Annotated in this window: 16 protein-coding genes and 1 pseudogene; 4 read left to right on the top strand and 13 right to left on the bottom strand. The window is 60.8% G+C overall.

Annotation, left to right across the window (positions count from 1 at the left end; all coding sequences use genetic code 11):
• Window positions 1–49 precede the first annotated feature (49 nt).
• The gene (locus tag ACCD00_RS17475) at window positions 50–502 is read right to left on the bottom strand and encodes a GNAT family N-acetyltransferase (protein WP_413426389.1); all 453 of its coding nucleotides are present in this window, start codon (window positions 500–502) and stop codon (window positions 50–52) included.
• Between the two features lie 257 nt (window positions 503–759).
• Between ACCD00_RS17475 and ACCD00_RS17480 the strand changes: the two genes are divergently transcribed.
• A complete protein-coding gene (locus tag ACCD00_RS17480) occupies window positions 760–1,497 on the top strand; it encodes a substrate-binding periplasmic protein (protein ID WP_413426391.1) in 738 nt (245 codons plus the stop codon).
• Between the two features lie 138 nt (window positions 1,498–1,635).
• Here the strand turns inward: ACCD00_RS17480 and yccS are convergent, their stop codons facing one another.
• The 9 genes from yccS to betI all read right to left on the bottom strand — a co-directional run bounded on the left by yccS (window position 1,636) and on the right by betI (window position 15,469).
• Entirely contained in the window at window positions 1,636–3,819 is a 2,184-nt protein-coding gene (gene yccS, locus ACCD00_RS17485; protein WP_413426393.1) for a YccS family putative transporter, read from the bottom strand.
• 256 nt (window positions 3,820–4,075) lie between these two features.
• A complete protein-coding gene (locus ACCD00_RS17490; protein WP_413426395.1) occupies window positions 4,076–5,254 on the bottom strand; it encodes an NAD(P)/FAD-dependent oxidoreductase in 1,179 nt (392 codons plus the stop codon).
• A gap of 151 nt (window positions 5,255–5,405) precedes the next feature.
• Entirely contained in the window at window positions 5,406–6,743 is a 1,338-nt protein-coding gene (gene dbpA / locus ACCD00_RS17495) for an ATP-dependent RNA helicase DbpA (protein ID WP_230853210.1), read from the bottom strand.
• Between the two features lie 105 nt (window positions 6,744–6,848).
• Entirely contained in the window at window positions 6,849–8,276 is a 1,428-nt protein-coding gene (gene mdtD / locus ACCD00_RS17500; RefSeq protein WP_413426397.1) for a multidrug transporter subunit MdtD, read from the bottom strand.
• A gap of 148 nt (window positions 8,277–8,424) precedes the next feature.
• Window positions 8,425–9,762 carry a TldD/PmbA family protein gene (locus ACCD00_RS17505; RefSeq protein ID WP_413426399.1) on the bottom strand — a complete coding sequence of 446 codons (1,338 nt, stop codon included), beginning with the start codon at window positions 9,760–9,762 and terminating at the stop codon, window positions 8,425–8,427.
• On the bottom strand, window positions 9,762–11,204 hold the full coding sequence (locus ACCD00_RS17510) for a TldD/PmbA family protein (RefSeq protein ID WP_413426401.1): 1,443 nt from the start codon (window positions 11,202–11,204) through the stop codon (window positions 9,762–9,764). The genes ACCD00_RS17505 and ACCD00_RS17510 overlap by 1 nt, the downstream gene beginning before the upstream one ends.
• Before the next feature lie 278 nt (window positions 11,205–11,482).
• A complete protein-coding gene (gene betA, locus ACCD00_RS17515) occupies window positions 11,483–13,186 on the bottom strand; it encodes a choline dehydrogenase (protein ID WP_413426403.1) in 1,704 nt (567 codons plus the stop codon).
• Window positions 13,187–13,340: 154 nt separating this feature from the next.
• Window positions 13,341–14,813 carry a betaine-aldehyde dehydrogenase gene (betB, locus tag ACCD00_RS17520; RefSeq protein WP_413426405.1) on the bottom strand — a complete coding sequence of 491 codons (1,473 nt, stop codon included), beginning with the start codon at window positions 14,811–14,813 and terminating at the stop codon, window positions 13,341–13,343.
• A 62-nt stretch (window positions 14,814–14,875) separates the two neighbouring features.
• Window positions 14,876–15,469, bottom strand: coding sequence for a transcriptional regulator BetI (gene betI / locus ACCD00_RS17525; protein ID WP_085716437.1), 594 nt, complete (start codon window positions 15,467–15,469; stop codon window positions 14,876–14,878).
• 381 nt (window positions 15,470–15,850) lie between these two features.
• Here betI and ACCD00_RS17530 point away from each other — a divergent pair, with 381 nt between their 5' ends.
• Window positions 15,851–17,791, top strand: coding sequence for a BCCT family transporter (locus tag ACCD00_RS17530; RefSeq protein WP_413426414.1), 1,941 nt, complete (start codon window positions 15,851–15,853; stop codon window positions 17,789–17,791).
• A gap of 209 nt (window positions 17,792–18,000) precedes the next feature.
• On the opposite strand, the gene choV is transcribed toward ACCD00_RS17530, so the two are convergent.
• The 3 genes from choV to ACCD00_RS17545 all read right to left on the bottom strand — a co-directional run bounded on the left by choV (window position 18,001) and on the right by ACCD00_RS17545 (window position 21,035).
• Window positions 18,001–19,179 carry a choline ABC transporter ATP-binding protein gene (choV, locus tag ACCD00_RS17535; protein ID WP_413426407.1) on the bottom strand — a complete coding sequence of 393 codons (1,179 nt, stop codon included), beginning with the start codon at window positions 19,177–19,179 and terminating at the stop codon, window positions 18,001–18,003.
• Window positions 19,176–20,021 (bottom strand): choline ABC transporter permease subunit, encoded by an 846-nt coding sequence (choW, locus tag ACCD00_RS17540; RefSeq protein WP_413426409.1) that lies wholly within the window; start codon window positions 20,019–20,021, stop codon window positions 19,176–19,178. Before choW ends, choV begins: the two co-directional genes overlap by 4 nt.
• A 66-nt stretch (window positions 20,022–20,087) precedes the next feature.
• Complete coding sequence (locus tag ACCD00_RS17545; protein ID WP_008019483.1) at window positions 20,088–21,035, bottom strand: choline ABC transporter substrate-binding protein; 948 nt, start codon at window positions 21,033–21,035, stop codon at window positions 20,088–20,090.
• Window positions 21,036–21,470: 435 nt separating this feature from the next.
• Between ACCD00_RS17545 and ACCD00_RS17550 the strand changes: the two genes are divergently transcribed.
• Both ACCD00_RS17550 and ACCD00_RS17555 read left to right on the top strand, forming a co-directional pair.
• Window positions 21,471–22,847 carry an L-serine ammonia-lyase gene (locus ACCD00_RS17550; RefSeq protein WP_413426412.1) on the top strand — a complete coding sequence of 459 codons (1,377 nt, stop codon included), beginning with the start codon at window positions 21,471–21,473 and terminating at the stop codon, window positions 22,845–22,847.
• Between the two features lie 540 nt (window positions 22,848–23,387).
• Window positions 23,388–23,623: pseudogene (locus tag ACCD00_RS17555) on the top strand (GlxA family transcriptional regulator); the annotation flags it as partial.

Below are 23,623 nucleotides of genomic sequence, written 5' to 3' on the forward strand. Positions count from 1 at the left end.
CAAATGTGGGAGCGGGCTTGCTCCGGGCGGCGTTCCGACGAAGAGGCCCTTACGGACGGCGCATCCCTATGTGCGGAATGCCATCTTCCACATATTCCTCGCCCGTCACGACAAACCCGTACCGCCCGTAATACCCCTGCAAATGCGCCTGGGCCGAGAGGTAGATCGGCGTTTCCGGCCAGCGTTCTTCAATCTGCTTCAACGCCTGCTCCATCAACTCATGTCCAAGCCCGGCGCCTCGTGCGTGGGGAGCAATGATCACCCGACCGATCACTACGTCCCCGCCTTGCAGTTCCGGGTCGAGCAGCCGCAGGTAGGCTACAAGTTGATTGCTGTCCCAGGCCATCAAGTGGCAAGTGTCACCTTCCAGGTCCTGGCCATCCACATCTTGATAAGCGCATTGCTGCTCGACGACGAACACTTCTGCACGCAGCTGCAAAATGGCGTACAGCTGCTCCTTGCCCAGGTCGCTGTGGTGTTTGCAGATCCAGTCGACTGTCATGTTTTGATTCCCTGAAAACGTCGTTCCGATACTAAGCGCACTCACGTCAGAAGTCTTTATGGCGGAAGAATCTGTGACATAGGCCAAAATGCCATCATTCATTTCTCGCGCGGATGTCTTCTTTGTGTAATCTGGATCGAAGCGCTGTGCTGTGGCTTCGATGAGCTAATGTTTAGCACCCGGGTCTTGCCGGTACGGGGCCTTGGGGTTTTGGCTGAAAACACGCCGGGCAATCCGCCCGCTAAGGATTTTCTAGCATGCCGCGATTGCATCGAGCTTTTGCCTTGATTGGATTGCTGTTGCTGGTTCAGGGAGCGGCGGCAGAAAAACTGCGGCTGGTCGCTGATGCCTGGCCCCCCTTTACCGATTCCACGCTCGTCAACGGTGGTCTGGCCACGGACATTGTCAGTACCGCGCTCGCCAGGGCCGGCTATGCCAGTGAGTTCGAACAGGTGCCCTGGGCACGGGCCTTGATGGGATTGGGCGAGGGCCGATACGACGTGCTGGTAAACGCCTGGTACAACGACGAGCGTACAAGACTCGGCCAGTTTTCCGGCGAGTACCTGCTCAATCGCGTACGCTTTCTCAAGCGCAAAGACGTGCCCATCGAGTTCAACAACCTGCAGCAATTGCACACCTATCCGATTGCCATCGTGCGCGGTTACGCCTATTCGCCCGAGTTCGACAAGGACGACTCATTGCAGAAAGTCCCGGTGCACAGCTTCGCCATGGCAGTGCGCATGGTCGCGGCCGACCGGGTCAAACTGACGCTGGAAGATGAGTACGTTGCCCGCTACTACCTGGCCCGCGAGTCACCCAAGGTACGCAACGCCGTGGAGTTCCTGCCCAAGGCTTTGAGCGAGAACAGCCTGCACATTCTGGTCAGCCTGAAGAATCCGCAGCATGAGCAGATCGTCGCCGGTTTCGACCGCGAGATCGCGGCCATGAAGGCGGACGGGAGTTATGAAAAGTTGATGAAACAGCACGGGATGTAAGTGAGTTGATCCGGATTCTGTGTTGTTGCTGGTGGCCTCTTCGCGAGCAAGCCCGCTCCCACACAAGATTTCGTCGTTCACATAACCAATGTGGGAGCGGGCTTGCCCGCGAAGGGGCCCGCCCAGACACCACAAGTCTCAATCTTCGCTGGTGTCCTTGATCAGATGCGCCGCCAATGTCCGCAACGGTCCGAGCTGACGGCAAATCAGTGCCAGTTGCGTCTGCACCAGCCGCTGGCCTTCATCGATTTCATCAGGCATCTGTTCCAGTTCATTGGCCAGTGCTTCCTCTTCATCGCTCTGAATCGCGATCGAAGACTTGCTCGCCAGCCCTTGGGCGATCTCGTCGATGCTGGCGGCCAGTTTCACCCCGGCGCCCTCGATCAAGTGCTCATGCACGCCCGCCGGAAGTTGGGTTTCACGGTGCGCGCCCAGGCCCGACAGGTAACTGAGTAGCGTGTGCGACAGCACCAGGAAGCGAAAGCCCACATCCGCCTCCTTTCGGAAATGCCCGGGCTCCATCAGCATGTTGGCCAGTGTGGTCGACAGCGCCGCGTCGGCGTTGTGCGCGTTGCGGCGGGCCAGGCGGTAGGCCAGGTCGTCGCTTTTGCCCGCCGCGTATTGCTGCATGATCTGGCGCAGGTAAATGCTGTTGCAGGCCAGGGTGTTGGCCAGCACTTTGTTCAGGCGCCGCCCCTGCCAGTCCGGCAGGAACAGAAACACCGCCAACCCGGCGATCAGGCTGCCGAGCAAGGTATCGAACAACCGTGGCAGGAACAGCCCGTAACCGTCACCCACCTGGTTGAAGCAGAACAGCACCATCAAGGTGATTGCTGCCGTCGCCAGGGTGTAGCGGGTGGTGCGGTTGGTAAAGAACACCACCCCGGCGGCAATGGCGAAACACGACTGGATCAGCGGGTTCGGGAACAGGTCGAACAGCGCCCAGGCCAGGGTCAGGCCGATGGCGGTGCCGATGATCCGTTGACCGAGTTTGCGGCGGGTGGCGCCGTAGTTCGGTTGGCAGACGAACAGCGTAGTGAGGATGATCCAGTAGCCTTGGGACGGGTGAATCAAATGCACCATGGCGTAGCCGATGCTCAGTGCCAGGGGCAATCGCAGGGCATGGCGGAACAGCAGCGAGGTCGGCGTCAGCTGCGTGCGCAAACGAAGCCAGACGTCCTTGAGGTTGCGCGGTGAACGGTCAAGCAGGCTGCTGTCGGTGGCGTCGGCCAGGGCGTCAGGGTTACTGGCATCGCTGAGCAAGCGGTCGAGGGTGCCGAGGTTGGCCGCCAGTGCCCGCAGTGAGCGCAGCAAGCCGCGCCAGGCCGGGTTGCTCTGGATGCGCAGGTGTTCGAGGGAGGCATCCAGGTCGCTCAGGGCTTCGGCGAAACCGGCGTCATAGGTGAACGGCTGGCGCATCTGGATCGATTCGGCCAGGGCCCGGCAGGCTTTGCCTTGCTGGCGCAACAGGCGCTGGCAGCGGAACATCACGTCACTGTGGAAGAAGGCCTCGGCCAGGGCGTTGTAAGGGTAGTGCGAAGAGCTGGCACGTTCGTGGATGTCTTGGGCGAGGAAGTACAGTTTCAGGTAGCGGCTGACTTTCGACCCAGGTCGACCGTTACCGACCCGGTGCAGGATGATCTCCTTGGCGGCATTCAGTGCCGCCACCACCCGGCCGTTCTGCTGGGCCAGTTCCAGGCGCCGCGCCTCCACGTCCATCTGCCGGACCGGCTCGAACAGCGAGGATTTCAACTTCAGGTAAAAGCCCAGTTCGCGGAACAACCGCGCCAGGCTCTGTTGTACCGGCTGATTGGAAAACAGCGCCTGCCACAACACCGAGAGCAGGCCGTACCAGGCAGCGCCGGCCACCAGCAGCACCGGCTCATGCCAGACATCGGTGACCGCACCGCCACGCTGGTCCACGCCGATCATGGTGTAGACCGACAGAATCAACGTCGCCGAGGCAATCGCGCCATAGCGCTCGCCGAGGGCGCCGAGCATGGTCAGGCAGAACGCGGCGAGGGCGAAGGCGATGATAAACAGTGAGGGATAGGGGAAGAGCAGTTCGACAGACAGGGCGGCAACGGCGAAACACACCAGCGTCACGGCCAGCGCGTTGAGACGGCCCTGCCAGCTGTCGTCGGTTTCGGCCAGGGCGCTGGCGATAATCCCCAGGAACAACGGGATCAGCAGGCCCATTTCGTCCTGATACCAACACAGCGCCATGGTGCCGGTCAGGGCAATGAATACCCGCACGCTGTAGCTGAACTTATCCAGCGCCCAAAGGCGGCGCAGAGACTGGCGGAATGAAGTCGATGACATGAAATGCGAAGGCCTTCCGAGGCAATGACGCTAAATTGAGCCACTAATGACGCCGACGCAATGGCGCCGATCACATCAGACAGCAAAATCTGTTCCTTTACCGAACAACATAAAACAAATGTGGGAGCGGCGGTGCGACGATTCGACTTGCTCGCGAAGAGGTCAGTACATTCAACATAGATGTTGACTGTCAGTCCGCTTTCGCGAGCAAGTCGAATCGTCGCACCGCCGCTCCCACATGTTGTTATGTGTACGGTCAGACGTATTGCGCAGCCGCGTACCCTGACGCCCAGGCCCACTGAAAGTTGAACCCGCCCAGATGTCCGGTCACGTCGAGCACTTCGCCGATGAAATACAGCCCCGGGCTTTTCAGCGATTCCATGGTCTTGGACGACACTTCATTGGTATTGACGCCGCCCAGGGTCACCTCGGCGGTGCGATAGCCTTCGGTGCCCGCCGGCACGACTTTCCAACTCGCCAGTTTTTCCGCGACATCGGCCAGTTCGGCGTGGGTGTACTGCTTCATCGGTTTGGAGACAAACCAGTTGTCCGCCAGCAGGTTGGCCATCTTCTTGGTGAAAATTTCCCCGAGCAGGGTTTTCAACTCGCTGTTGGGGCGTTCGGCCTGTTGCTGTTGCAGCCACTCCGGCACGTCGTGATCCGGCAGCAGGTTGATCTCGACGGTATCGCCGGACTCCCAGAACGACGAAATCTGCAAAATCGCCGGGCCGCTGAGGCCGCGGTGGGTGAACAGGATGTTCTCGCGGAAGCTCTGGTCGTTGCAGCTCACCAGGCAATCCACCGACGTACCGGATAACTCTGTGCACAAAGCCTTGAGCTGGTCGGTGATGGTGAACGGCACCAGGCCTGCGCGGGTCGGCAGCAGCTCGTGGCCAAACTGCCTGGCCACCTGATAGCCGAAACCGGTGGCGCCCAGGGTCGGGATCGACAGACCACCAGTGGCGATCACTAGCGATTCGCAGGTAATCTGGCCCATTGTGGTGTCCAGCAGGTAGCCCTTCTCAAGCCTCTCGATGGTCTGGATCGAGGTGTCCAGGTGCAGGCTGACGCCGACCTGATCGCACTCGTTGAGGAGCATTTCGAGGATGTCGCTGGACTTGTTATCGCAGAACAACTGGCCGAGTTTTTTCTCGTGGTACGGCACGCCATGCTTGGCCACCATACCGATGAAATCCCATTGGGTGTAACGGGCCAGGGCGGATTTGCAGAAGTGCGCATTCTGCGAGAGGAAGTTGCCCGGCTCGGTGTACATGTTGGTGAAATTGCAGCGGCCACCGCCCGACATCAGGATTTTCTTGCCGGCCTTGTTGGCATGGTCAAGCAGCAACACCTCGCGCCCGCGCCCGGCGGCGGTCAGTGCACACATCAACCCTGCGGCGCCAGCGCCAATGATCACGACTTCGGTAGAGCGCAAAACGGTGTCCTCTAAATGTCTCACCACAAAACAGACCTGTAGGAGCGAGCATGCTCGCGATGGTCGTCAACGATAACGCTGGCTGTCTGATGCCCAGCGGTGTTTCATCGTCCATCGCGAGCATGCTCGCTCCTACAGGGGGGGCGTGTTGTTACAGGATGCGCACGCGCAACGAACGGCCCTTGATCTTGCCGTCGTTCAGGCGCTGCAAGGCCTGCTTGGCGACGCCGCGCTCCACGGCCACGTAGGCCTGGAAGTCGAAAATCGCGATCTTGCCGACCTGGGCACCGGGGATGCCGGCGTCACCGGTCAGTGCGCCAAGAATGTCGCCCGGACGAACCTTGTCCTTACGGCCGGCAGCGATGCACAGGGTGCTCATCTGCGGCAGCAGCGGGCCGCCGCCCTTGGAGGTGAGGTTGTCCACCTGATCCCAGGTCAACGGCGTCTTCTGCAGTTGTTCAATGGCTTGTGCACGCTGCGCTTCGGACGGCGCGACCAGGCTGATGGCCAGGCCTTTCTCGCCGGCACGACCGGTACGGCCCACGCGGTGGATGTGGATTTCCGAATCACGGGCCAGCTCAACGTTGATCACCATGTCCAGCGAGTCGATGTCGAGGCCGCGGGCGGCGACGTCGGTGGCGACCAGTACCGAAGTACTGCGGTTGGCGAACATCGCCAGCACCTGGTCGCGGTCACGCTGTTCCAGATCGCCGTGCAGGCCAACGGCGGAAATGCCTTTGGCGGTCAGGTGATCGACGGTTTCCTGAACCTGTTGCTTGGTGAAGCAGAAGGCCACGCAGGACGCCGGGCGGAAGTGACCAAGCACCTTGGTCACCGCACTCATGCGGTCATCCGGGGAAATTTCGTAGAAGCGTTGCTCGATCTGCGTGTCGTCGTGGAACGCTTCGGCCTTGACCTGCTGCGGATTGCGCATGAACTTCGAGGCCAGCTGCTTGATGCCGACCGGGTAGGTGGCAGAGAACAGCAGGGTCTGGCGACGCTCCGGGGCCTGCATGATGATTTCTTCGATGGAGTCGTAGAAACCCATGTCGAGCATGCGGTCGGCTTCGTCGAGGATCAGCGTGTTGAGGCCGTGAAGCACCAGCGAACCCTTGCGCAGGTGCTGCTGGATGCGCCCCGGGGTGCCGACGATGATGTGCGCGCCGTGTTCCAGCGAAGCGATCTGCGGGCCGAGGGACACGCCGCCGCACAGGGTCAGGACCTTGATGTTGTCTTCGGCACGGGCCAGGCGACGGATTTCCTTGGCGACCTGGTCAGCCAGTTCGCGGGTCGGGCACAGGATCAGCGCCTGGCAACCGAAGTAGCGCGGATTGATCGGGTTCAGCAGGCCGATGCCGAACGCGGCGGTCTTGCCGCTGCCGGTCTTGGCCTGGGCGATCAGGTCCATCCCCTTGAGGATCACCGGCAAGCTTTGCGCCTGGATCGGCGTCATCTGGGCATAACCGAGGGAGTCCAGGTTAGCCAGCATGGCGGCGGACAGCGGCAAAGTATTAAATTCGGTGGCGATGGTGGTCACGGGACTGGCCTGCAAAACAAAATGTCGCGCAGTGTACCAGTCCGATGGCCATTCGCCCTAAGGCTCTATGTGTTCTTCCGGACGTTTGACTCGCCGTCCGTCATTCTTTGACAGTTGCGAGAAGATAGTCGCGGCCAGCATGGCCATGATTCCGACGGTCACAAATGTCAGCTGGAAGGCTCCCAGGACCGTGTCTACCCCGTCGTTGCCAATCTCCGCCGTAAAGCCACCGAGCAGCGCGCCCGCACACGCAACCCCCAGGCTCAGGGACAATTGCGCGACCACCGACAGCAGGCTGTTGCCGCTGCTGGCGCTGGCATCGTCGAGGTCGATCAGGGTCACGGTGTTCATCGCGGTGAACTGCAAGGAGTTGATCGCGCCAAGGATCGCCAGCAGGCACAGCAGCAGCCAGTACGGCGTCTGCTCGCTGACCAGGCCCATGCTCGCCAGCATGATGCCCAGCGCCAGGGTGTTGCCGGTGAGCACGATGCGATAACCCAGACGTTCGATCAACGGCCGCGCCACCCACTTGGCGATCATCGCCGCTGCCGCCAGCGGCAGCATGCTCATCCCGGCCTGGGACGGCGAGTAACCCAGCGCCACTTGCAGCAACAACGGCACCAGAAAGGGCAGGGCGCCGCTGCCGAGGCGGGCGAACAGGTTGCCGAGAATGCCCACGGCAAAGGTCCGGGTCTTGAACAGCGACGGTGCAAACAGCGGATTCTCGACATGCCCGGCGCGCAGCCAGTATGCGGCGAGACAAGCCATGCCGCCGAACAACAGCAACATCACCCGCAGGTGCGGCAGGTGCAATTCGCCCAGGCCTTCCATGGCGATGGTGATCAGAATCATCGCCGCGCCGAACAGCACGAAGCCCAGGCTATCGAAACGGGTGCGCTCGGAACCGCGCAGGTCCGGGATGAATTTCCACACGGCGTAGCAACCGACCAGCCCCACCGGCAGGTTGATCAGGAAGATCCAGTGCCAGGTCAGGTATTGCACCATCCAGCCGCCCATGGTCGGGCCGATCAGCGGGCCGAGCAGCCCGGGAATGGTGATGAAGCCCATGATCCGCACCAGCTCCGAGCGCGGGTAGGCACGCAGCACCACCAGCCGCCCGACCGGCAACATCAGCGCGCCACCCAGGCCCTGGATCACCCGCGCGCCGATCAGCAGGCTCAGGCTGCTCGACAGTGCGCAGAGCAACGAACCGAGACTGAACAGCAGGATTGCGCTGAAGAAGATCTTCTTGGTGCCAAAACGGTCGGCGATCCAGCCCGAAGCGGGAATCAGCAAGGCGACCGTGAGCATGTAGGCGATGATCACACCCTGCATGCGCAAGGGGTCTTCGGCCAGGTCGCGGGCCATGGCCGGCAGGGCTGTGTTGAGAATCGTCCCGTCGAGGGACTGCATGAAAAACGCGATGGCGACGACCCACGGCACCCAGCGGGCGGTGACGGCGTCGAGAGGCGGGCGGTTGGGCATGGGACCTCTTGTCCGTGTGAACTTTACACCGTTCCTGTGGGAGCGAACTTGCTCGCGATGAATGTGGAGACGGCGCATTTTTCCATGTAGCACGCGTCATCGTTCACGACCATCGCGAGCAAGCTCGCTCCTACAGGTGTATGCGTGTTTACAGCGTTAATGTCAGTCGGCTCACGAGTGCCCCCGGCAACAACGCCGACGCCGTCGCCCGCTGGCTATAGGTGCTCGCCGACAGCAACAACTCCCGCTCTGCGGTCAGCGCTTCGAGCTGCGAACCGAGCAGGCTGAAGGCGCTGTCATCAAAGCGCATGGTGCTGACCGGCGCCTGAATCTCGCCGTTCTCGACCCAGAACGTGGCAAAGCGGGTCATGCCGGTCAGGCGTGCGGCCGGTTGATCCGAGAAGTTCAGGTACCACAGGTTGCTGATGTACAACCCCGTGCCCAGTTGCTTGAGGATGTCGGTGTCAGGCAATAGCCCGGCTTTCATGTTCAGCGCGCTCGGCGATTCACCGCCGCTGGCGCCATTGGCGGTCAAACCGTATTCCGCCGCGCTGCGCGAGCTGACCAGTTGTGCCCCGGCCTTGCCACCGACGATCAACTCCAGATCACTGCGTGGATAACCTTCATCGGAAAACGCCGGGCTCAGCGAGCCGCTGACTTTTTCATCCAGCGAGACCAGCGGGCTGAAAGCGCTGTCGCCACCATAGAGCTTTTGCAGCGGGCTGCTTTTGCTGGCAATCGACTGTGCCGAGAAGCCACCCCAGCACAGCATGCCCATGATTTCTTCCAGCGCCGCCGGTGCCAGGTAAGCGCGGTACTGGCCGGGCGCCAAAGTGCGCAGTGGTCGGCCCAGAAACTCAAGCTGTTCGCGGGCTTGCCGGAAGCGTTTGGCAAAGCCTTCGCTGCTCCAGTCGTGCCCGGCGTAGCTGGCTTTCACGGCCTGGCCGTTCTCGTGGAACAGGCTGAAGTCGAAATTGAAACTGTTGGCCTGATGCCAGCCGAAGGCACCCGAAGAACTGGCAAAGCCCCGGCTGATCGGTCCGGCAGCGTAAAAACCGACAAGATCCAGTCCTTCGGCGGCCTGGGTAATCTGCGCGACCACCTGCTCGGTGTCCGGCAGTGGATGCGACTGCACGTTGTTGCTCTGCCAGCCATTGTGGTTGAGCAGCAGATAAGGATCCTGAGGCAGCAGCGGCAAGGTTTCCCGCAGCTGTTGCAGGCCTTCGGTCAAGCGTTGCAGATCGACCTGGGGATCGCCGGCCAGGGTGATGTGCAGGTCGGCATGCCGACCTTCGTTGATCAGCTTCAGGCCGATACTCGCCTGCTGCACCTGACCGGCCTGACGTACCTTGGCGTGATTGAAACGCACGAAGGCCGACGATTCGGCAGCATAGCTGAGGGTGAACTGCTCGGGTTCGCGAAGCGCTTCACGCAGGCTGTTGACCAGTGCCTTGAACGACGCGGACGAACTGTTTGAAGGATTCATCAGGCGTCTCCTCCGAATACATCAACGTTGCTGAATACGCAGGCCGGTGACGCGTGGCCGACGCGGATCACCTGGTTCGGTTCACCCTTGCCGCAGTTCGGTGTGCCGAGGACCCTGAAGGTACTGGCATCGCCGACGGCGCTGAGGCTTTTCCAGAACTGTGCGGAGATGCCCCTGTAATTGGGATTCTTCACCACACCCTTGAGTTCGCCGTTTTCAATCAGTTGGCCCCACTCACAGCCGAACTGGAATTTGTTGCGGGCATCGTCGATCGACCAGGAGCGGTTGGTCGACATCAGCACGCCGTGCTCGATGCCGCCGATCAGTTGTTCAATGGACTGGTCGCCCGGCTCGATGTTGAGGTTGGCCATGCGGTCGATCGGCGGACGGTTCCAGCCGCAGGCACGGCTGTTGGCGACGCCGTCCATGCCGGCACGGAATTGTGACAGTGCGCCGCCCAACGGGCGCAGCAACAAGCCTTCGCGGATCAGGAACTGTTTGCTGGCGGGCGTGCCGTCGTCGTCATGGCCGTAGCTGGCGAGCTCCTCGGGGATGTCCGGGTCGAAGGTCACGTTGAGCAGGCCGGAACCGTATTGCAGGCGGCCGAAATCTTCGGCTTTGACGAAACTGGTGCCGGCGTAATTGCGCTCGTCGCCGAGGATGCGGTCCAGCTCCAGCGGGTGACCGATGGATTCGTGGATTTGCAGCATCATCTGGTCGGGCATCAGCAGCAGGTCACGCTGGCCTTGCGGGGTGTTTGGCGCCAGCAGCAATTGCAGGGCCTGATCGGCCACCTGGATACCGGCACCGATCAGCCCGCAGCGGCTGATGACGTCCGCCGCGCCTTGCTGACCGAAGTTCTCGCGACCCAGGCTGCGGGTCTGGCTGTCGTTGCCGTCGTAGGCCGTGACATCCAGACCGGGGTACACAAAGCGTTGGGCCTGACGCAGTTCGGCACCGGCGCTGTTGAGGTAAATCTGTTCGACGTGGGTGATGCCGAGGCTGACCTGCCAGTTCACCAGGCGCTCGTCCTTGGGCACGGCGGCGGATTCGGCACCGAGTAACGTGTAGCAGTCGCTCAGGGACGGGAAGGCCTGGTCGAGGTTGGGCGAATAGTAATCGGCGCGGTCGCTGGAAACAGCCTGCTCGCGCAGGTCCAGCAAGGCGTGGGGCTTGAGCCGACGGGCCTGGAGTTCGGCGCGTTCGAGGGCGGCTTGCAGGCCTTGTTGCGACAAATCACTGGTCGCCGCATAGGCCTCGACGCCATTGACCCGCACGGTCAGCATCGCCCCTTCGTCACGGCTCAGGCTTGGCGGTTCGGCGACGTTCTTGCGCACCGACAGGTACTGCCCGGATTCGCGCACATAACGCAGGGAAAAGAATTCAGCACCCGTGCGCAAGGCGGCGAAGCGCTGCTTGAGCTGGGGGTAGAAATCGAACATTCGTGAACCTCCTGGGTATGGAGTGGCGGCGCAGCGGTGTTGCGAGGGGGAAGAGGTGAAACGTTTGCGTGGCGCTAGATTAGGCCTGCAAGGGGGGAGGATCAAGGGTGGAGCGGTGTAGAGAGGGATTACCGGGAAGAGGGTGTTGTCTGGTCGGCCCCCTTCGCGAGCAAGCCCGCTCCCACATTTGATTCCGGTTGTTCACAGGATCTGTGTCCACTGGAGATCAAATGTGGGAGCGGGCTTGCTCGCGAAGGCAGCACCGCGGTGTAACTGTCTTACTGTGCAGTAGCGCTCACTTCCCGCACCGGCTTGCCCTTCACCGGCGCTCCAGCCGCCACATAGTAAGTGGCTGTGCTGCGCGGCAACGGCTTGCGGCCACGGATCTTGTCGGCGATTTTCTCGGCCATCATGATCGTCGGGGCGTTGAGGTTGCCGGTGGTGATGATCGGCATGATCGAGGCATCGACCACACGCAGGCCCTGCATGCCATGCACGCGACCTTCGCCATCGACCACGGCCATTTCGTCGGTGCCCATCTTGCACGAGCAGGACGGGTGGAACGCGGTTTCGGCGTGTTCGCGGATGAACTTGTCCAGTTGCTCATCGGTTTGCACTTCGATGCCCGGGCTGATCTCGCGACCACGGAAGGCGTCCAGTGCAGGTTGCTGCATGATTTCACGGGTCAGGCGGATGCCGTCGCGGAATTCCTGCCAGTCCTGCTCGGTGGCCATGTAGTTGAACAGGATGCTCGGGTGCTGGCGCGGGTCCTTGGACTTGACCTGGATGCGACCACGGCTTGGCGAACGCATGGAGCCCATGTGCGCCTGGAAGCCGTGCTCTTTCACACCGTTGCTGCCGTTGTAGTTAATCGCCACCGGCAGGAAGTGGTACTGGATGTTCGGCCATTCGAATTCCGGGCGGGTGCGGATGAATCCGCCGGCTTCGAACTGGTTGCTGGCACCGATGCCGGTGCCGTTGAACAGCCACTCGGCACCGATGGCCGGCTGGTTGTGCAAGAGCAGCGACGGGTACAGCGAGACCGGTTGGGTGCAAGCGTATTGCAGGTACAACTCAAGGTGGTCCTGCAGGTTTTCACCCACGCCCGGCAGGTCGTGGACCACCGGAATGTCGAGGCTTTGCAGCAGTTTCGCCGGGCCGACGCCGGAGCGTTGCAGGATCTGCGGCGAGGCGATGGCGCCGGAGCACAGCAGCACTTCCTTGCGAGCCTTGACCTCAACACGCTCTTCAGCCGCGCCGACCAGGTAACGCACGCCGACCGCACGCTTGCCTTCGAACAGGATCTTGTCGGTCAGGGCGTGGGTGACGATGGTCAGGGTCGAACGCTTTTTAGCCGTGTCCAGGTAGCCGCGAGCGGTGCTGGAACGACGGCCTTTCGGCGTCACGGTACGGTCCATCGGGCCGAAGCCTTCCTGCTGGTAGCCGTTCAAGTCTTCGGTGCGCGGGTAACCGGCCTGCACGCCTGCTTCAACCATGGCGTGGAACAGCGGGTTGTTGCCGGCTTTCGGCGTGGTCACGCTGACCGGGCCTTCGCCGCCGTGGTAGTCGTTCGGGCCGATGTCGCGGGTTTCCGCTTTTCTGAAATAGGGCAGGCAGTCCAGGTACGACCAGTCCTCGAGACCTGGCAATTTTGCCCAGCCGTCGTAGTCCATGGCGTTGCCACGGATGTAGCACATGCCGTTGATCAGCGAGGAACCGCCGAGGCCCTTGCCGCGACCGCACTCCATCCGGCGACCGTCCATGTGTGGTTCCGGATCGGTTTCGTAGGCCCAGTTGTAGCGACGGCCTTGCAGCGGAAACGCCAGGGCGGCCGGCATTTGTGTGCGGAAGTCCAAACGGTAGTCCGGGCCGCCCGCTTCGAGCAGCAGGACGGTGACGCCTGCGTCTTCGGTCAGGCGGGTCGCCAGGGTGTTACCGGCGGAACCGGCACCGATGATGATGTAGTCGAATTCTTGGGACATTGAATGCACCCTCTTTGAAGTTAGTCAGGTCAGGCCATGGCGAGTGCTGCGCACTCGATTCGCGAGTAAGCCCGCTCCCACATTGGAACGCGTAGTCCTGTGGGAGCGGGCTTGCCCGCGAAGTGGCCTTCGCAGGCAATACAAGGCTCGGGTCTTAGAACACCGAGGCGTAATCGCCCAGCTCGACCTGTACCGATTTGATGCGGGTGAAGTTGTTCAGCGAGCTGATGCCGTTCTCACGACCAACACCCGACTGCTTGTAGCCGCCAACCGGCATCTTCGCGTCGGACTCGCCCCAGGCGTTGATCCAGCAGATACCGGCTTCCAGTTGATGGATCACACGGTGAGCGCGGTTCAGGTCCTTGGTAACGATGCCGGCGGCCAGGCCGAAGTCGGTGTCGTTGGCGCGGCGGATCACTTCTTCTTCGGTTTCGTAGGTGAGGATCGCCATCACCGGGCCAAAGATCTCTTCACGGACGATGGTCATGTCGTCGGTGCAGTCGGTGAACACGGTCGGGGCCACGAATGCACCCTTGGCGAATTCACCGTCGGTCAGACGCTCACCGCCGCACAGTACGCGGGCGCCTTCTTCCTTGCCCTTGGCGATGTAGCCCAGCACGTTTTCCATGTGGGCGAAGCTGACCAGCGGGCCGAAGTTGGTGTTTTCGTCTTCCGGGTTGCCGATGCGGATGCGTGCAACGCGCTCGACGATCTTGGCTTCGAAGGCTGCTTTCAGGTGAGCTGGCACGAACACGCGAGTGCCGTTGGTGCAGACCTGGCCGGAGCTGTAGAAGTTGGCCATCATCGCGGTGTCGGCGGCGCGATCGAGGTCGGCGTCGTCGCAGATGATCAGCGGGGACTTGCCGCCCAGTTCCATGGTCACGTCTTTCAGCGAGGAAGCCGAGGCGCTGGCCATGACTTTCTTGCCGGTGTCGGTGCCGCCGGTGAAGGAGACTTTCTCGATGCGCGGGTGCTCGGTCAGCCAGGTGCCGACTTCACGGCCGCTGCCGGTCAGGACGTTGAACACGCCATTCGGCAGGCCGGCTTCGGTGTAGATCTCGGCCAGTTTCAGGGTGGTCAGCGAGGTGACTTCACTCGGCTTGAAGATCATCGCGTTACCGGCGGCCAGGGCCGGTGCGGATTTCCACAGGGCGATCTGGATCGGGTAGTTCCACGCGCCGATACCGGCCACGATGCCCAGCGGCTCGCGACGGGTGTAGACGAACGAAGTGGTGCGCAGCGGGATCTGCTCGCCTTCGATGGCCGGTACCAGGCCCGCGTAGTATTCCAGCACGTCGGCACCGGTGACGATGTCGACGTATTTGGTTTCGGAGAATGCTTTACCGGTGTCCAGGGTTTCCAGGGCAGCCAGTTCATCGTTGCGCTCGCGCAGGATTTCCACGGCGCGACGCAGGATGCGCGAACGCTCCATGGCGGTCATCGCAGCCCAGATTTTCTGGCCCTTTTCGGCGCTGACCACAGCGCGCTCGACGTCTTCCTTGGTCGCACGTTGTACTTTTGCGAGGACTTCACCGTTAGCCGGGTTGATGGCTTCGAAAGTGGCGTCGCTGCTGGCGTCGCTGTAAGCGCCATCGATGTAGAGTTTTTGCAGTTCGAAACGGGCCATATTGTCCTCGCAAGTGCATTGGTTGTTGGCGCGATTCAGGTGTCGAGCGTTCTATGTGTGCTCTAACTCACCTGCTTGGCCAGTTGTAGATCCATGTATTCGTAAGCGATCCGGTGCGCCTGCTCGGTGTCGAAAGAGTCTCCCGACAGCGCGCCGCGCAACCACAAGCCGTCAATAAGGGCTGCCAGGCCACGGGCTGCACTGCGCGCATCTTCGAGCGGCAGTACGCGGCGGAACTGGCAACACAGGTTGGAATACAGACGGTGATCGTTGATCCGCTGCAACCTGTGCAAAGACGGGTGGTGCATGCTGGTGGCCCAGAAGGCCAGCCAGGTTTTCATTGCCGGGCCATTGACCTGGCTGGCGTCGAAGTTGCCTTCGATGATCACCTGAAGGTGAGCCCGTGGGCTGTTGTCCTTCAGCGCCTGACGGCGCGCGGTGACGTTCTCGCTCAGGACACTCATCAGGTACTGCGCCGTGGCAGCTATCAGGCCATTCTTGTCCTGAAAGTAGTGACTGATGATGCCGTTCGAGACACCGGCCAAGCGGGCGATCAGCGCAATGCTGGCGTCCCCCATTCCGACCTGATCGACGGCCAGCAAAGTGGCTTCGATCAATTGCTGGCGGCGGATGGGTTGCATACCGACCTTGGGCATCTTGCACATCTCCTTAGGCCTTGCGGCAGACGTCAGACGGCTACCGGCTTGAGGGCCAGTCTATTTTGTTTTGATTGAACGTTCAATCAACAAAGAATAAGATCTGCGACAATTCGTCGCTGCTTACAGATTTTTCCTGCGTGTAAATGGCGGCAAACCGACATCCGAAACGGCTCGAAGCCTGTACGCCACGGCGTCTCATGGGCTTCGGGCTTTTTTCGGGCTGTCTTTATATCACCCGCCGGTCGGCTGCCCACTAACCGATTGGTCGGGTAACCCGTTTGTCTTGCGTTCTTCTCTCGCACTGCCCGGAGCATCTGTGCCATGAGTTCTGCCTCGCTAATAAAGACCCCACCCGAGAAGGTGACGGTCAACGGTTGGGTGTTCTACACCTCTACCGCGTTGATTCTGTTGTTGACCGCCATTCTGATCATCGCCCCGCAAGAGGCCGGCAGAATGCTGGGTACGGCGCAAGCCTGGTTGTCCCGCAGCTTCGGCTGGTACTACATGGTGGTGATTGCCGCCTACCTGATTTTTGTCGTCGGCCTGGCGTTTTCGTCCTACGGCAAACTCAAGCTCGGCAGCAAGGATGACACCCCGGACTTCAGCTACGGCGCCTGGGCGGGGATGCTGTTCTCCTCGGGTATCGGTATTTCGCTGCTGTACTTCGGTGCATCCGAGCCGCTGGACCACTACTTCAACCCGCCGGAAGGCGTGGCCGGCAGCAACCTTGCCGCCCGTCAGGCAGTGCAACTGACCTTCTTGCATTGGGGCCTGCATGGCTGGGCGATCTACGCGCTGGTCGGCCTGGCCGTGGCGTACTTTGCCTACCGGCATAACCAGCCGCTGGCGTTGCGCTCGGCGTTGTACCCGCTGGTGGGTGAGCGTTGGGTCAAGGGCGCGGCCGGGCATGCGGTGGACGGCTTCGGCATGTTCGTGACCCTGCTGGGTCTGGTGACCAACCTGGGGATTGGTTCGCTGCAAGTGTCGTCGGGGCTGGAAAACCTGTTCGGCATGGAGCACAGCAACACCAACCTGCTGATCGTGATCATCGTGATGAGCACCGTGGCGACCATCGCTGCCGTGTCGGGTGTGGAAAACGGCATCCGTCGTCTGTCCAACCTGAACATCGTGCTGTTCAGCGGCCTGCTGATTTTCGTCCTGTTGTTCGGCCCGACCCTGCACCTGCTCAACGGCTTCGTGCAGAACGTCGGTGACTACCTGAACGGCGTGGTGCTGAAGACTTTCGACCTCTATGTGTACGAAGGCGACAGTGAGAAGTCCGACCGCTGGCTGGGCCTGTGGACCCTGTTCTATTGGGCCTGGTGGATTTCCTGGGCGCCATTCGTGGGCATGTTCATTGCGCGTATTTCCCGTGGTCGCACCGTGCGTGAGCTGGTCGCGGGCGTGCTGTTGATTCCGCTGGGCTTTACTCTGGCGTGGCTGTCGATCTTCGGTAACTCGGCCCTGGACCTGGTGATGAACCATGGGGCGGTAGAGCTCGGGAAGACTGCGCTGGAACAGCCATCCATGGCGATCTACCAGTTGCTTGAGCATTACCCGGCGTCGAAAGTGGTGATCGGCGTGTCGATCTTTGTCGGTTTCGTGCTGTTCCTGACCCCGGCGGATTCCGGCGCGGTGATGATGGCCAACCTGTCCTGCAAAGGCGGCACCGTCGACGAAGACGCACCGCACTGGCTGCGGATCTTCTGGTCGGTGGTGATCACCCTGGTGACCATCGGCCTGCTGTTCGCCGGCAACTTCGAAGCCATGCAAACCATGGTGGTACTGGCCGGTCTGCCGTTCTCGGTGGTGCTGGTGTTCTTCATGTTCGGCTTGCACAAGGCCATGCGCCAGGACGTACAGATCGAACAGGAACAAGCGGAGCTGGCGGCACGCGGGCGCCGTGGTTTCACTGAGCGTTTGACCCAGTTGGACCTGCAACCGAGCCAGTCGGTGGTCCAGCGTTTCATGGACAAGCACGTGACTCCGGCGCTGGACGATGCGGCTGTGCAGTTGCGTACGCAAGGGCTGCAAGTGCAGACGCTGCTGGGCAAGTCCAAGCGTTGCATGGGCCTGCGGATCGAGATGGATGAGGGCAACCCGTTTGTCTACGAAGTGAGCCTGGACGGCTACCTGGCCACGCCAACCGAATCGGCTCAGTCCGATGAGGCGCGTCAGCGTTACTACCGCGCAGAGGTGTACCTGCACAACGGCAGCCAGGACTACGACTTGATGGGCTTCACCCAGGATCAGATCACCCGTGACGTGCTCGACCAGTTTGAAAGCCATCGGCAGCTCCTTGGCCGGGTTTATAGCTGAGTTCTGAACTGATGCGGTGTTTCTGTCTGAAGCACCGCGTCGCATTCTTCGCGAGCAAGCCCGCTCCCACATTGGATTTGTGAACACCGCAGATCAAATGTGGGAGCGGGCTTGCTCGCGAAGGGGCAATCAGCCGCAAAGCTGCATCACCCGATACCCCACAAACAAAAACGCCGCGATACTCTCGCGGCGTTTTTGCATCTGTTGCCTTACCCCAGGTTCTTGCCGAGCAGTGCGTGATACAGCTCGCTGTCGCCAAGAATCCCCACCACATGGTTGTTATCGTGCAGCACCAGTTTGTTGCCGGTCTGATAACGAATCTGCAGCGCGTCGCGCATGCCGATGTTGGAGTCCACCAGAGTCGGCTTGCGTTCCAGGCCTTCGACGGCTTGCCCCGGCATCCAGTTCTGCAGGTCCATGCTCGAGCCGTTCTTGCGCGCGCCTTTGATGGTGTTGCCTTCTGCCAGGTCCAGCCACGAATCGCCGCCCGGATCCAGGCATACCGAGCCGTTGATGCGTTTGCAGTTGTCCAGGGTGCGCATCAGGCTGCGACCGCACAGTACGTTCAGCGGGTTGGTGTGGGCCACGAAGGTCCGCACGTAGTCGTCCGCAGGGTTGAGGACGATTTCTTCCGGTTTGCTGTACTGGATGATCCGGCCGTCTTTCATGATCGCGATACGGCTGCCCAGTTTCAGGGCTTCGTCGAGGTCGTGGCTCACGAACACGATGGTCTTGTGCAGCTTGCGTTGCAGTTCCAGTAGTTCGTCTTGCAGGCCCTGGCGGATCAGCGGGTCGAGGGCCGAGAACGGTTCGTCCATCAAAAGGATGTCGGCGTCCATCGCCAGCGCACGGGCCAGGCCCACGCGTTGCTGCATACCACCGGACAGCTCGTTGGGCTTCTTGTTGCGCCACTGGGTCAGGCCCACCAGCTCAAGTTTGTCGTCCACCAGCTTGCGGCGTTCTTTCTCGGGACGACCCTGCATCTCCAGGCCGAAGCTGATGTTCTCGCGAACGGTCAGCCAGGGCATCAGGGCGAACTTCTGGAACACCATCGCAATGCGCTTGGTGCGCATCATTTTCAGTTCGGCGGCGGAGCAGGAAGCAATGTTGATCTGCTTGCCTTCGTGCTCGACGAACAGCTTGCCGCGGCTGACGGTGTTGAGGCCGTTGATGCAGCGCAGCAGGCTGGATTTGCCGGAGCCGGACAAGCCCATCAGCACACAGATTTCACCTTTTTCGATATCCAGGCTGGCCTTTTCGACGCCAACGATCTGCCCGGTCTTTTTCAGGATCTCGCTGCGGGTCAAGCCTTGATCGAGAAGTTTCAGTGCCTCGCGTGGATCTTTGGTGAAGATCACGTCGACGTCTTCGAAGCGAATAATGCTCATGCGTCACCCCCTACTTTGGCTTCGGGTTGTTTGCAGATACGGTCGAGCATGATCGCCAGCAGTACGATCGCCAGGCCCGCTTCGAAGCCCAGGGCGATATCAGCGGTATTCAGTGCGTTGACCACCGGTTTACCCAATCCGTCGGCGCCTACCAGTGCCGCGATCACCACCATCGACAACGACAGCATGATGCACTGGGTGATGCCGGCCGCGATGCTCGGCATGGCGTGAGGCAGTTCGATCCGCGTCAGCAGTTGGCGACGCGAGCAGCCAAAGGCCTTGCCGGCGTCCATCAATTCTTCCGGGACATCGCGGATACCCAGGTAGGTCAGGCGGATGGGCGCGGCAATCGCGAACACCACCGTGGAGATCAGGCCCGGGACCACACCCAGCCCGAAGAGGGTCAGGGTAGGAATGAGGTAAACGAAGGTCGGTACGGTCTGCATCAGATCGAGTACCGGACGCATTAAAGTGTAGAACATCGGCTTGTGCGCCGCGACGATGCCCAGCGGTACGCCGATGACCACGCAGACCAGGGTGGCGAACATCACCTGGGCGAGGGTTTCCATGGTTTCCTGCCAGTACCCCAGGTTGAGGATCAGCAGAAAGGAGGCAACGACAAACGCGGTCAGGCCCCATTTTCGTTGAATGAAGTGTGCCAGTAGCGCGATCAGGCCGATCAGTGCCAGCGGGTTGAACCAGGTCAGCGCAAACGTCACGCCGTGGATCATCGTTTCCAGTGACACGGCGATTGCGTCGAAGGTGCTGGCGCCGTGTTGCGTCAACCATTCAACGAAGCTCGCGATGTACTGGCCTAAAGGGATTTTCTGATCAATCAGCATGGTAGTGAACGTCCGCATGCAAGGAAATAAACAGCCCGGACGGCCGAAGCCGTCCGGCATAAGCGATTACTGATTCAGCTTGGCTTTCACGGCTTCCAGGCCAGGTTTACCGTCAGTGGTGGTCACGCCAGCGAGCCAGGTATCGAGCACCTGTGGATTCTTTTTAAGCCAGGCCTTGGCGGCCGCGTCAGGCTTCATCTTGTCGTCCAGGATGTTGCCCATGAGTTCGCTTTCCATGTCGACGGTGAACTCCAGGTTTTTCAGCAGTTGGCCCACGTTGCTGCATTCTTCGGCGTAACCCTTGCGGGTGTTGGTCGCCACGGTGGCAGCACCGAAATCCGGGCCAAAGAAATCGTCGCCGCCGGTCAGGTATTGAATCTTGAAGCGCTTGTTCATCGGGTGCGGCGCCCAACCGAGGAAGACCACGGCGGTGTCGCGTTTCTGAGCGCGGTCGACCTGCGACAGCATGCCGGCTTCGCTGGACTCTACGACCTTGAAGCCCGCGTCCTTGAGGCCGAAGGCGTTCTTGTCGATCATCGTCTGGATCAGGCGGTTACCGTCGTTGCCAGGCTCGATGCCGTAGATCTTGCCGTCGAGTTCTTTCTTGAACTTGGCGATGTCGGCGAAGTCATGCAGCCCTTTGTCGTATAGCGCCTGGGGAACGGCGAGGGTGTACTTGGCGCCCTTGAGGTTGGTGCGCACGGTGTCCACGGTGCCGGCATCGCGGTAGGCCTTGATGTCGTTTTCCATGGTCGGCATCCAGTTGCCGAGGAATATGTCCATGTTCTTGCCGTCGGCCAGGGACTTGTAGGTCACGGGCACGGAAATCATGGTGGTCTTGGTCTTGTAGCCGAGGGCGTTGAGCACGACGCTGGTGGTCGCGGTTGTCGCGGTGATGTCGGTCCAGCCGACATCGGAGAAGTTTACGGTACTGCACTGCGCCGGTTCTGCGGCTTGCGCCAGAACCGGCAGACTAAGCATGGCGGCCAACAACAACGACGGGGAACCTTTCATGGATGGACTCCTTGGTGTTTTTTTTGGCAGTGTTCCGACTGGACCACCGCACTTATAGGTTGCGGTTGGATGGCGTTCTGGAGACAGCTCTACCACGGCGCCTTGCAATCGAGTCGATATGATCATGTACCAGTGAAAATCTGACGCCTACAGGGTGCGTCGTATCCAGTACAGGGATGGTCGCATCCAGTGTCGGTGACGTCGTTTACAGATTTTTTCAGCCCATTTTCTCGCTCTGAATCGCAAAAAAACGGCGAAAACACGGCGTAAAAGACACGCGGCGCTGTTGGGCATGAGTGCGTCGGTTAGAGACGTCGAACAACACGATAAAAGCTTGATGATGCGGTCATCTCGGCGGATTGCAGCTTGAGCGTAGCAGCTCCGTTACCGTGCGCTTTTGCGTGCGCAGTAGGCCCATCCAGGAGTTCGGCAGTAATGGCTATCAGTGTTTTCGACCTGTTCAAAATCGGCATCGGTCCTTCCAGTTCGCACACCGTGGGGCCCATGCGGGCGGCGGCGTTGTTTGTGCAGGGATTGCGCGAGCGTGGTTTGCTGGAGCAGGTGCGGCGTGTCGAAGTCCGGCTGTTCGGCTCGTTGTCGGCCACCGGCATCGGCCACGGCAGCGACAACGCGGTGATCATGGGCCTGATGGGCGAGTGGCCGGACGCGATCGATCCGTCGCAAATCGGCATCCGCATCCAGGCCCTGCGCGAAACCCACACGCTGTTGCTCGACAGTCGGCTGTCGGTACCGTTTATCTGGGCCAGGGACATGCGCCTGATCGACGAAAACCTGCCGTATCACCCCAACGCCATGACCCTGATTGTCGAAGGCGATGACGGCGAATTGCATCGCGACACCTACTATTCGGTCGGCGGCGGTTTTGTCGTCGATGAAGCCCAGGCCTCCAGTGGTGTCGTCGACCTCGATCGCACCGAATTGCCCTACGATTTCTCCAGCGCCGCCGAGCTGTTGGAGCTGTGTAAAAAACACAACCTGCGTGTGGCTGAATTGATGATGGCCAACGAGAAAGTCTGGCGCAGCGAAGAGGAAATCCGCAGCGGCCTGATGAAGCTCTGGCGCGCCATGCAGGATTGCGTCGAACAAGGCCTGAAACACGAAGGCATCCTGCCCGGCGGGCTGAACGTGCGCCGCCGCGCGGCCAAGCTGCATCGCAGCTTGCAGGAATTGAACAAACCCAACGTGATCGGCTCGACCTTGAGCGCCATGGAGTGGGTCAACCTGTTCGCCCTGGCGGTCAACGAAGAAAACGCCGCCGGCGGGCGCATGGTCACGGCACCGACCAATGGCGCGGCGGGGATCATTCCGGCGGTGTTGCATTACTTCATGAAGTTCAGCGAAGCGGTGACCGACGCCAATGTCGTCGACTACTTCCTCGGTGCGGCGGCGGTGGGAATCCTGTGCAAGAAAAACGCCTCGATTTCCGGTGCCGAAGTTGGTTGCCAGGGCGAAGTCGGTTCGGCCTGCGCCATGGCGGCGGCCGGGCTGGCGGAAATTCTTGGCGCCACGCCAGAGCAACTGTGCAACGCGGCGGAGATCGGGCTGGAACACAACCTCGGCCTGACCTGCGACCCGGTGGGCGGGCTGGTCCAGGTGCCATGCATCGAGCGCAACGCAATTGCCGCGGTCAAGGCGATCAATGCGGCGCAAATGGCTTTGCGCGGCGATGGCCAGCACTTTATCTCGCTGGACCGGGTGATCCGCACCATGCGCGATACCGGTGCCGACATGCATGACAAATATAAGGAGACATCGCGGGGTGGGTTGGCGGTCAGCGCCGTCGAGTGCTGAGATCTAGCTGACTTCATCGCTGGCAAGCCAGCTCCCACAGGTTCTTTGGTGTGGCTGATATCTTGATCACACCCAAAATCCCTGTGGGAGCGGGCTTGCCCGCGATAGCGGCAGACCAGTCAAAACTGCGCGCCAAGTGAACACCCGCTCGAAACCGCGCCGCCTTTTAGTGCGTCGCTCATAGATAAATCGTCCTGCCAGCGGTCGGAGTCATTCAAGGCCTCGACCATTCGTCACCCGTGCCTGCGGTGACACTCTTTTCCAGCGGCTCGTAGCCCTGTTCCCACAAGTGCTACCGAATTGCTCACAGCTTGTGGGCCGGGGCGCTTGCCAGCCCTGATGGCCATTTAAATCCCCACTCCCTGCGCGTCATATATAGACACATTCCGACGTCGTTTTTAGGAGTTATTGAACGCGCATTCAAATTTAGGCATGGCAATTGCTCTGTCATTACAAAGCCCGTCTCCCACGCGAGAACGATGGCAATAACAAGAGCCTCCGCCTGAGGCCATCACCCGCTTTGTGTGAGGAGATACCGCGATGACGTCGTTCAACTCCGGGGCCCAACCCCAGAACCGTGCGCCTCAATCCATCGGCTTTCTGCTGCTGGACAATTTCACGCTGATTTCTCTGGCCTCCGCAGTGGAACCCCTGCGCATGGCCAACCAATTGTCCGGTCGCGAGCTGTATCGCTGGACTACCCTCACCGTCGATGGCGGTCAGGTCTGGGCCAGTGACGGCCTGCAGATCACCCCCGACGCCTCCATGCACAAAGC

It is taken from the genome of Pseudomonas sp. Pseusp3 (assembly GCF_047304225.1).
In the GTDB taxonomy this organism is placed as follows: domain Bacteria; phylum Pseudomonadota; class Gammaproteobacteria; order Pseudomonadales; family Pseudomonadaceae; genus Aquipseudomonas; species Aquipseudomonas fluorescens_CD.

Bases quoted from the DNA above. Each gene is read 5' to 3' on its own strand.
- ACCD00_RS17475 (WP_413426389.1), bottom strand. From the start codon at position 502: ATGACAGTCGACTGGATCTGCAAACACCACAGCGACCTGGGCAAGGAG.
- ACCD00_RS17480 (WP_413426391.1), top strand. From the start codon at position 760: ATGCCGCGATTGCATCGAGCTTTTGCCTTGATTGGATTGCTGTTGCTG.
- yccS (WP_413426393.1), bottom strand. From the start codon at position 3,819: ATGTCATCGACTTCATTCCGCCAGTCTCTGCGCCGCCTTTGGGCGCTG.
- dbpA (WP_230853210.1), bottom strand. From the start codon at position 6,743: ATGCTGGCTAACCTGGACTCCCTCGGTTATGCCCAGATGACGCCGATC.
- mdtD (WP_413426397.1), bottom strand. From the start codon at position 8,276: ATGCCCAACCGCCCGCCTCTCGACGCCGTCACCGCCCGCTGGGTGCCG.
- ACCD00_RS17505 (WP_413426399.1), bottom strand. From the start codon at position 9,762: ATGAATCCTTCAAACAGTTCGTCCGCGTCGTTCAAGGCACTGGTCAAC.
- ACCD00_RS17510 (WP_413426401.1), bottom strand. From the start codon at position 11,204: ATGTTCGATTTCTACCCCCAGCTCAAGCAGCGCTTCGCCGCCTTGCGC.
- betA (WP_413426403.1), bottom strand. From the start codon at position 13,186: ATGTCCCAAGAATTCGACTACATCATCATCGGTGCCGGTTCCGCCGGT.
- betB (WP_413426405.1), bottom strand. From the start codon at position 14,813: ATGGCCCGTTTCGAACTGCAAAAACTCTACATCGATGGCGCTTACAGC.
- betI (WP_085716437.1), bottom strand. From the start codon at position 15,469: ATGCCCAAGGTCGGTATGCAACCCATCCGCCGCCAGCAATTGATCGAA.
- choV (WP_413426407.1), bottom strand. From the start codon at position 19,179: ATGAGCATTATTCGCTTCGAAGACGTCGACGTGATCTTCACCAAAGAT.
- choW (WP_413426409.1), bottom strand. From the start codon at position 20,021: ATGCTGATTGATCAGAAAATCCCTTTAGGCCAGTACATCGCGAGCTTC.
- ACCD00_RS17545 (WP_008019483.1), bottom strand. From the start codon at position 21,035: ATGAAAGGTTCCCCGTCGTTGTTGTTGGCCGCCATGCTTAGTCTGCCG.
- ACCD00_RS17550 (WP_413426412.1), top strand. From the start codon at position 21,471: ATGGCTATCAGTGTTTTCGACCTGTTCAAAATCGGCATCGGTCCTTCC.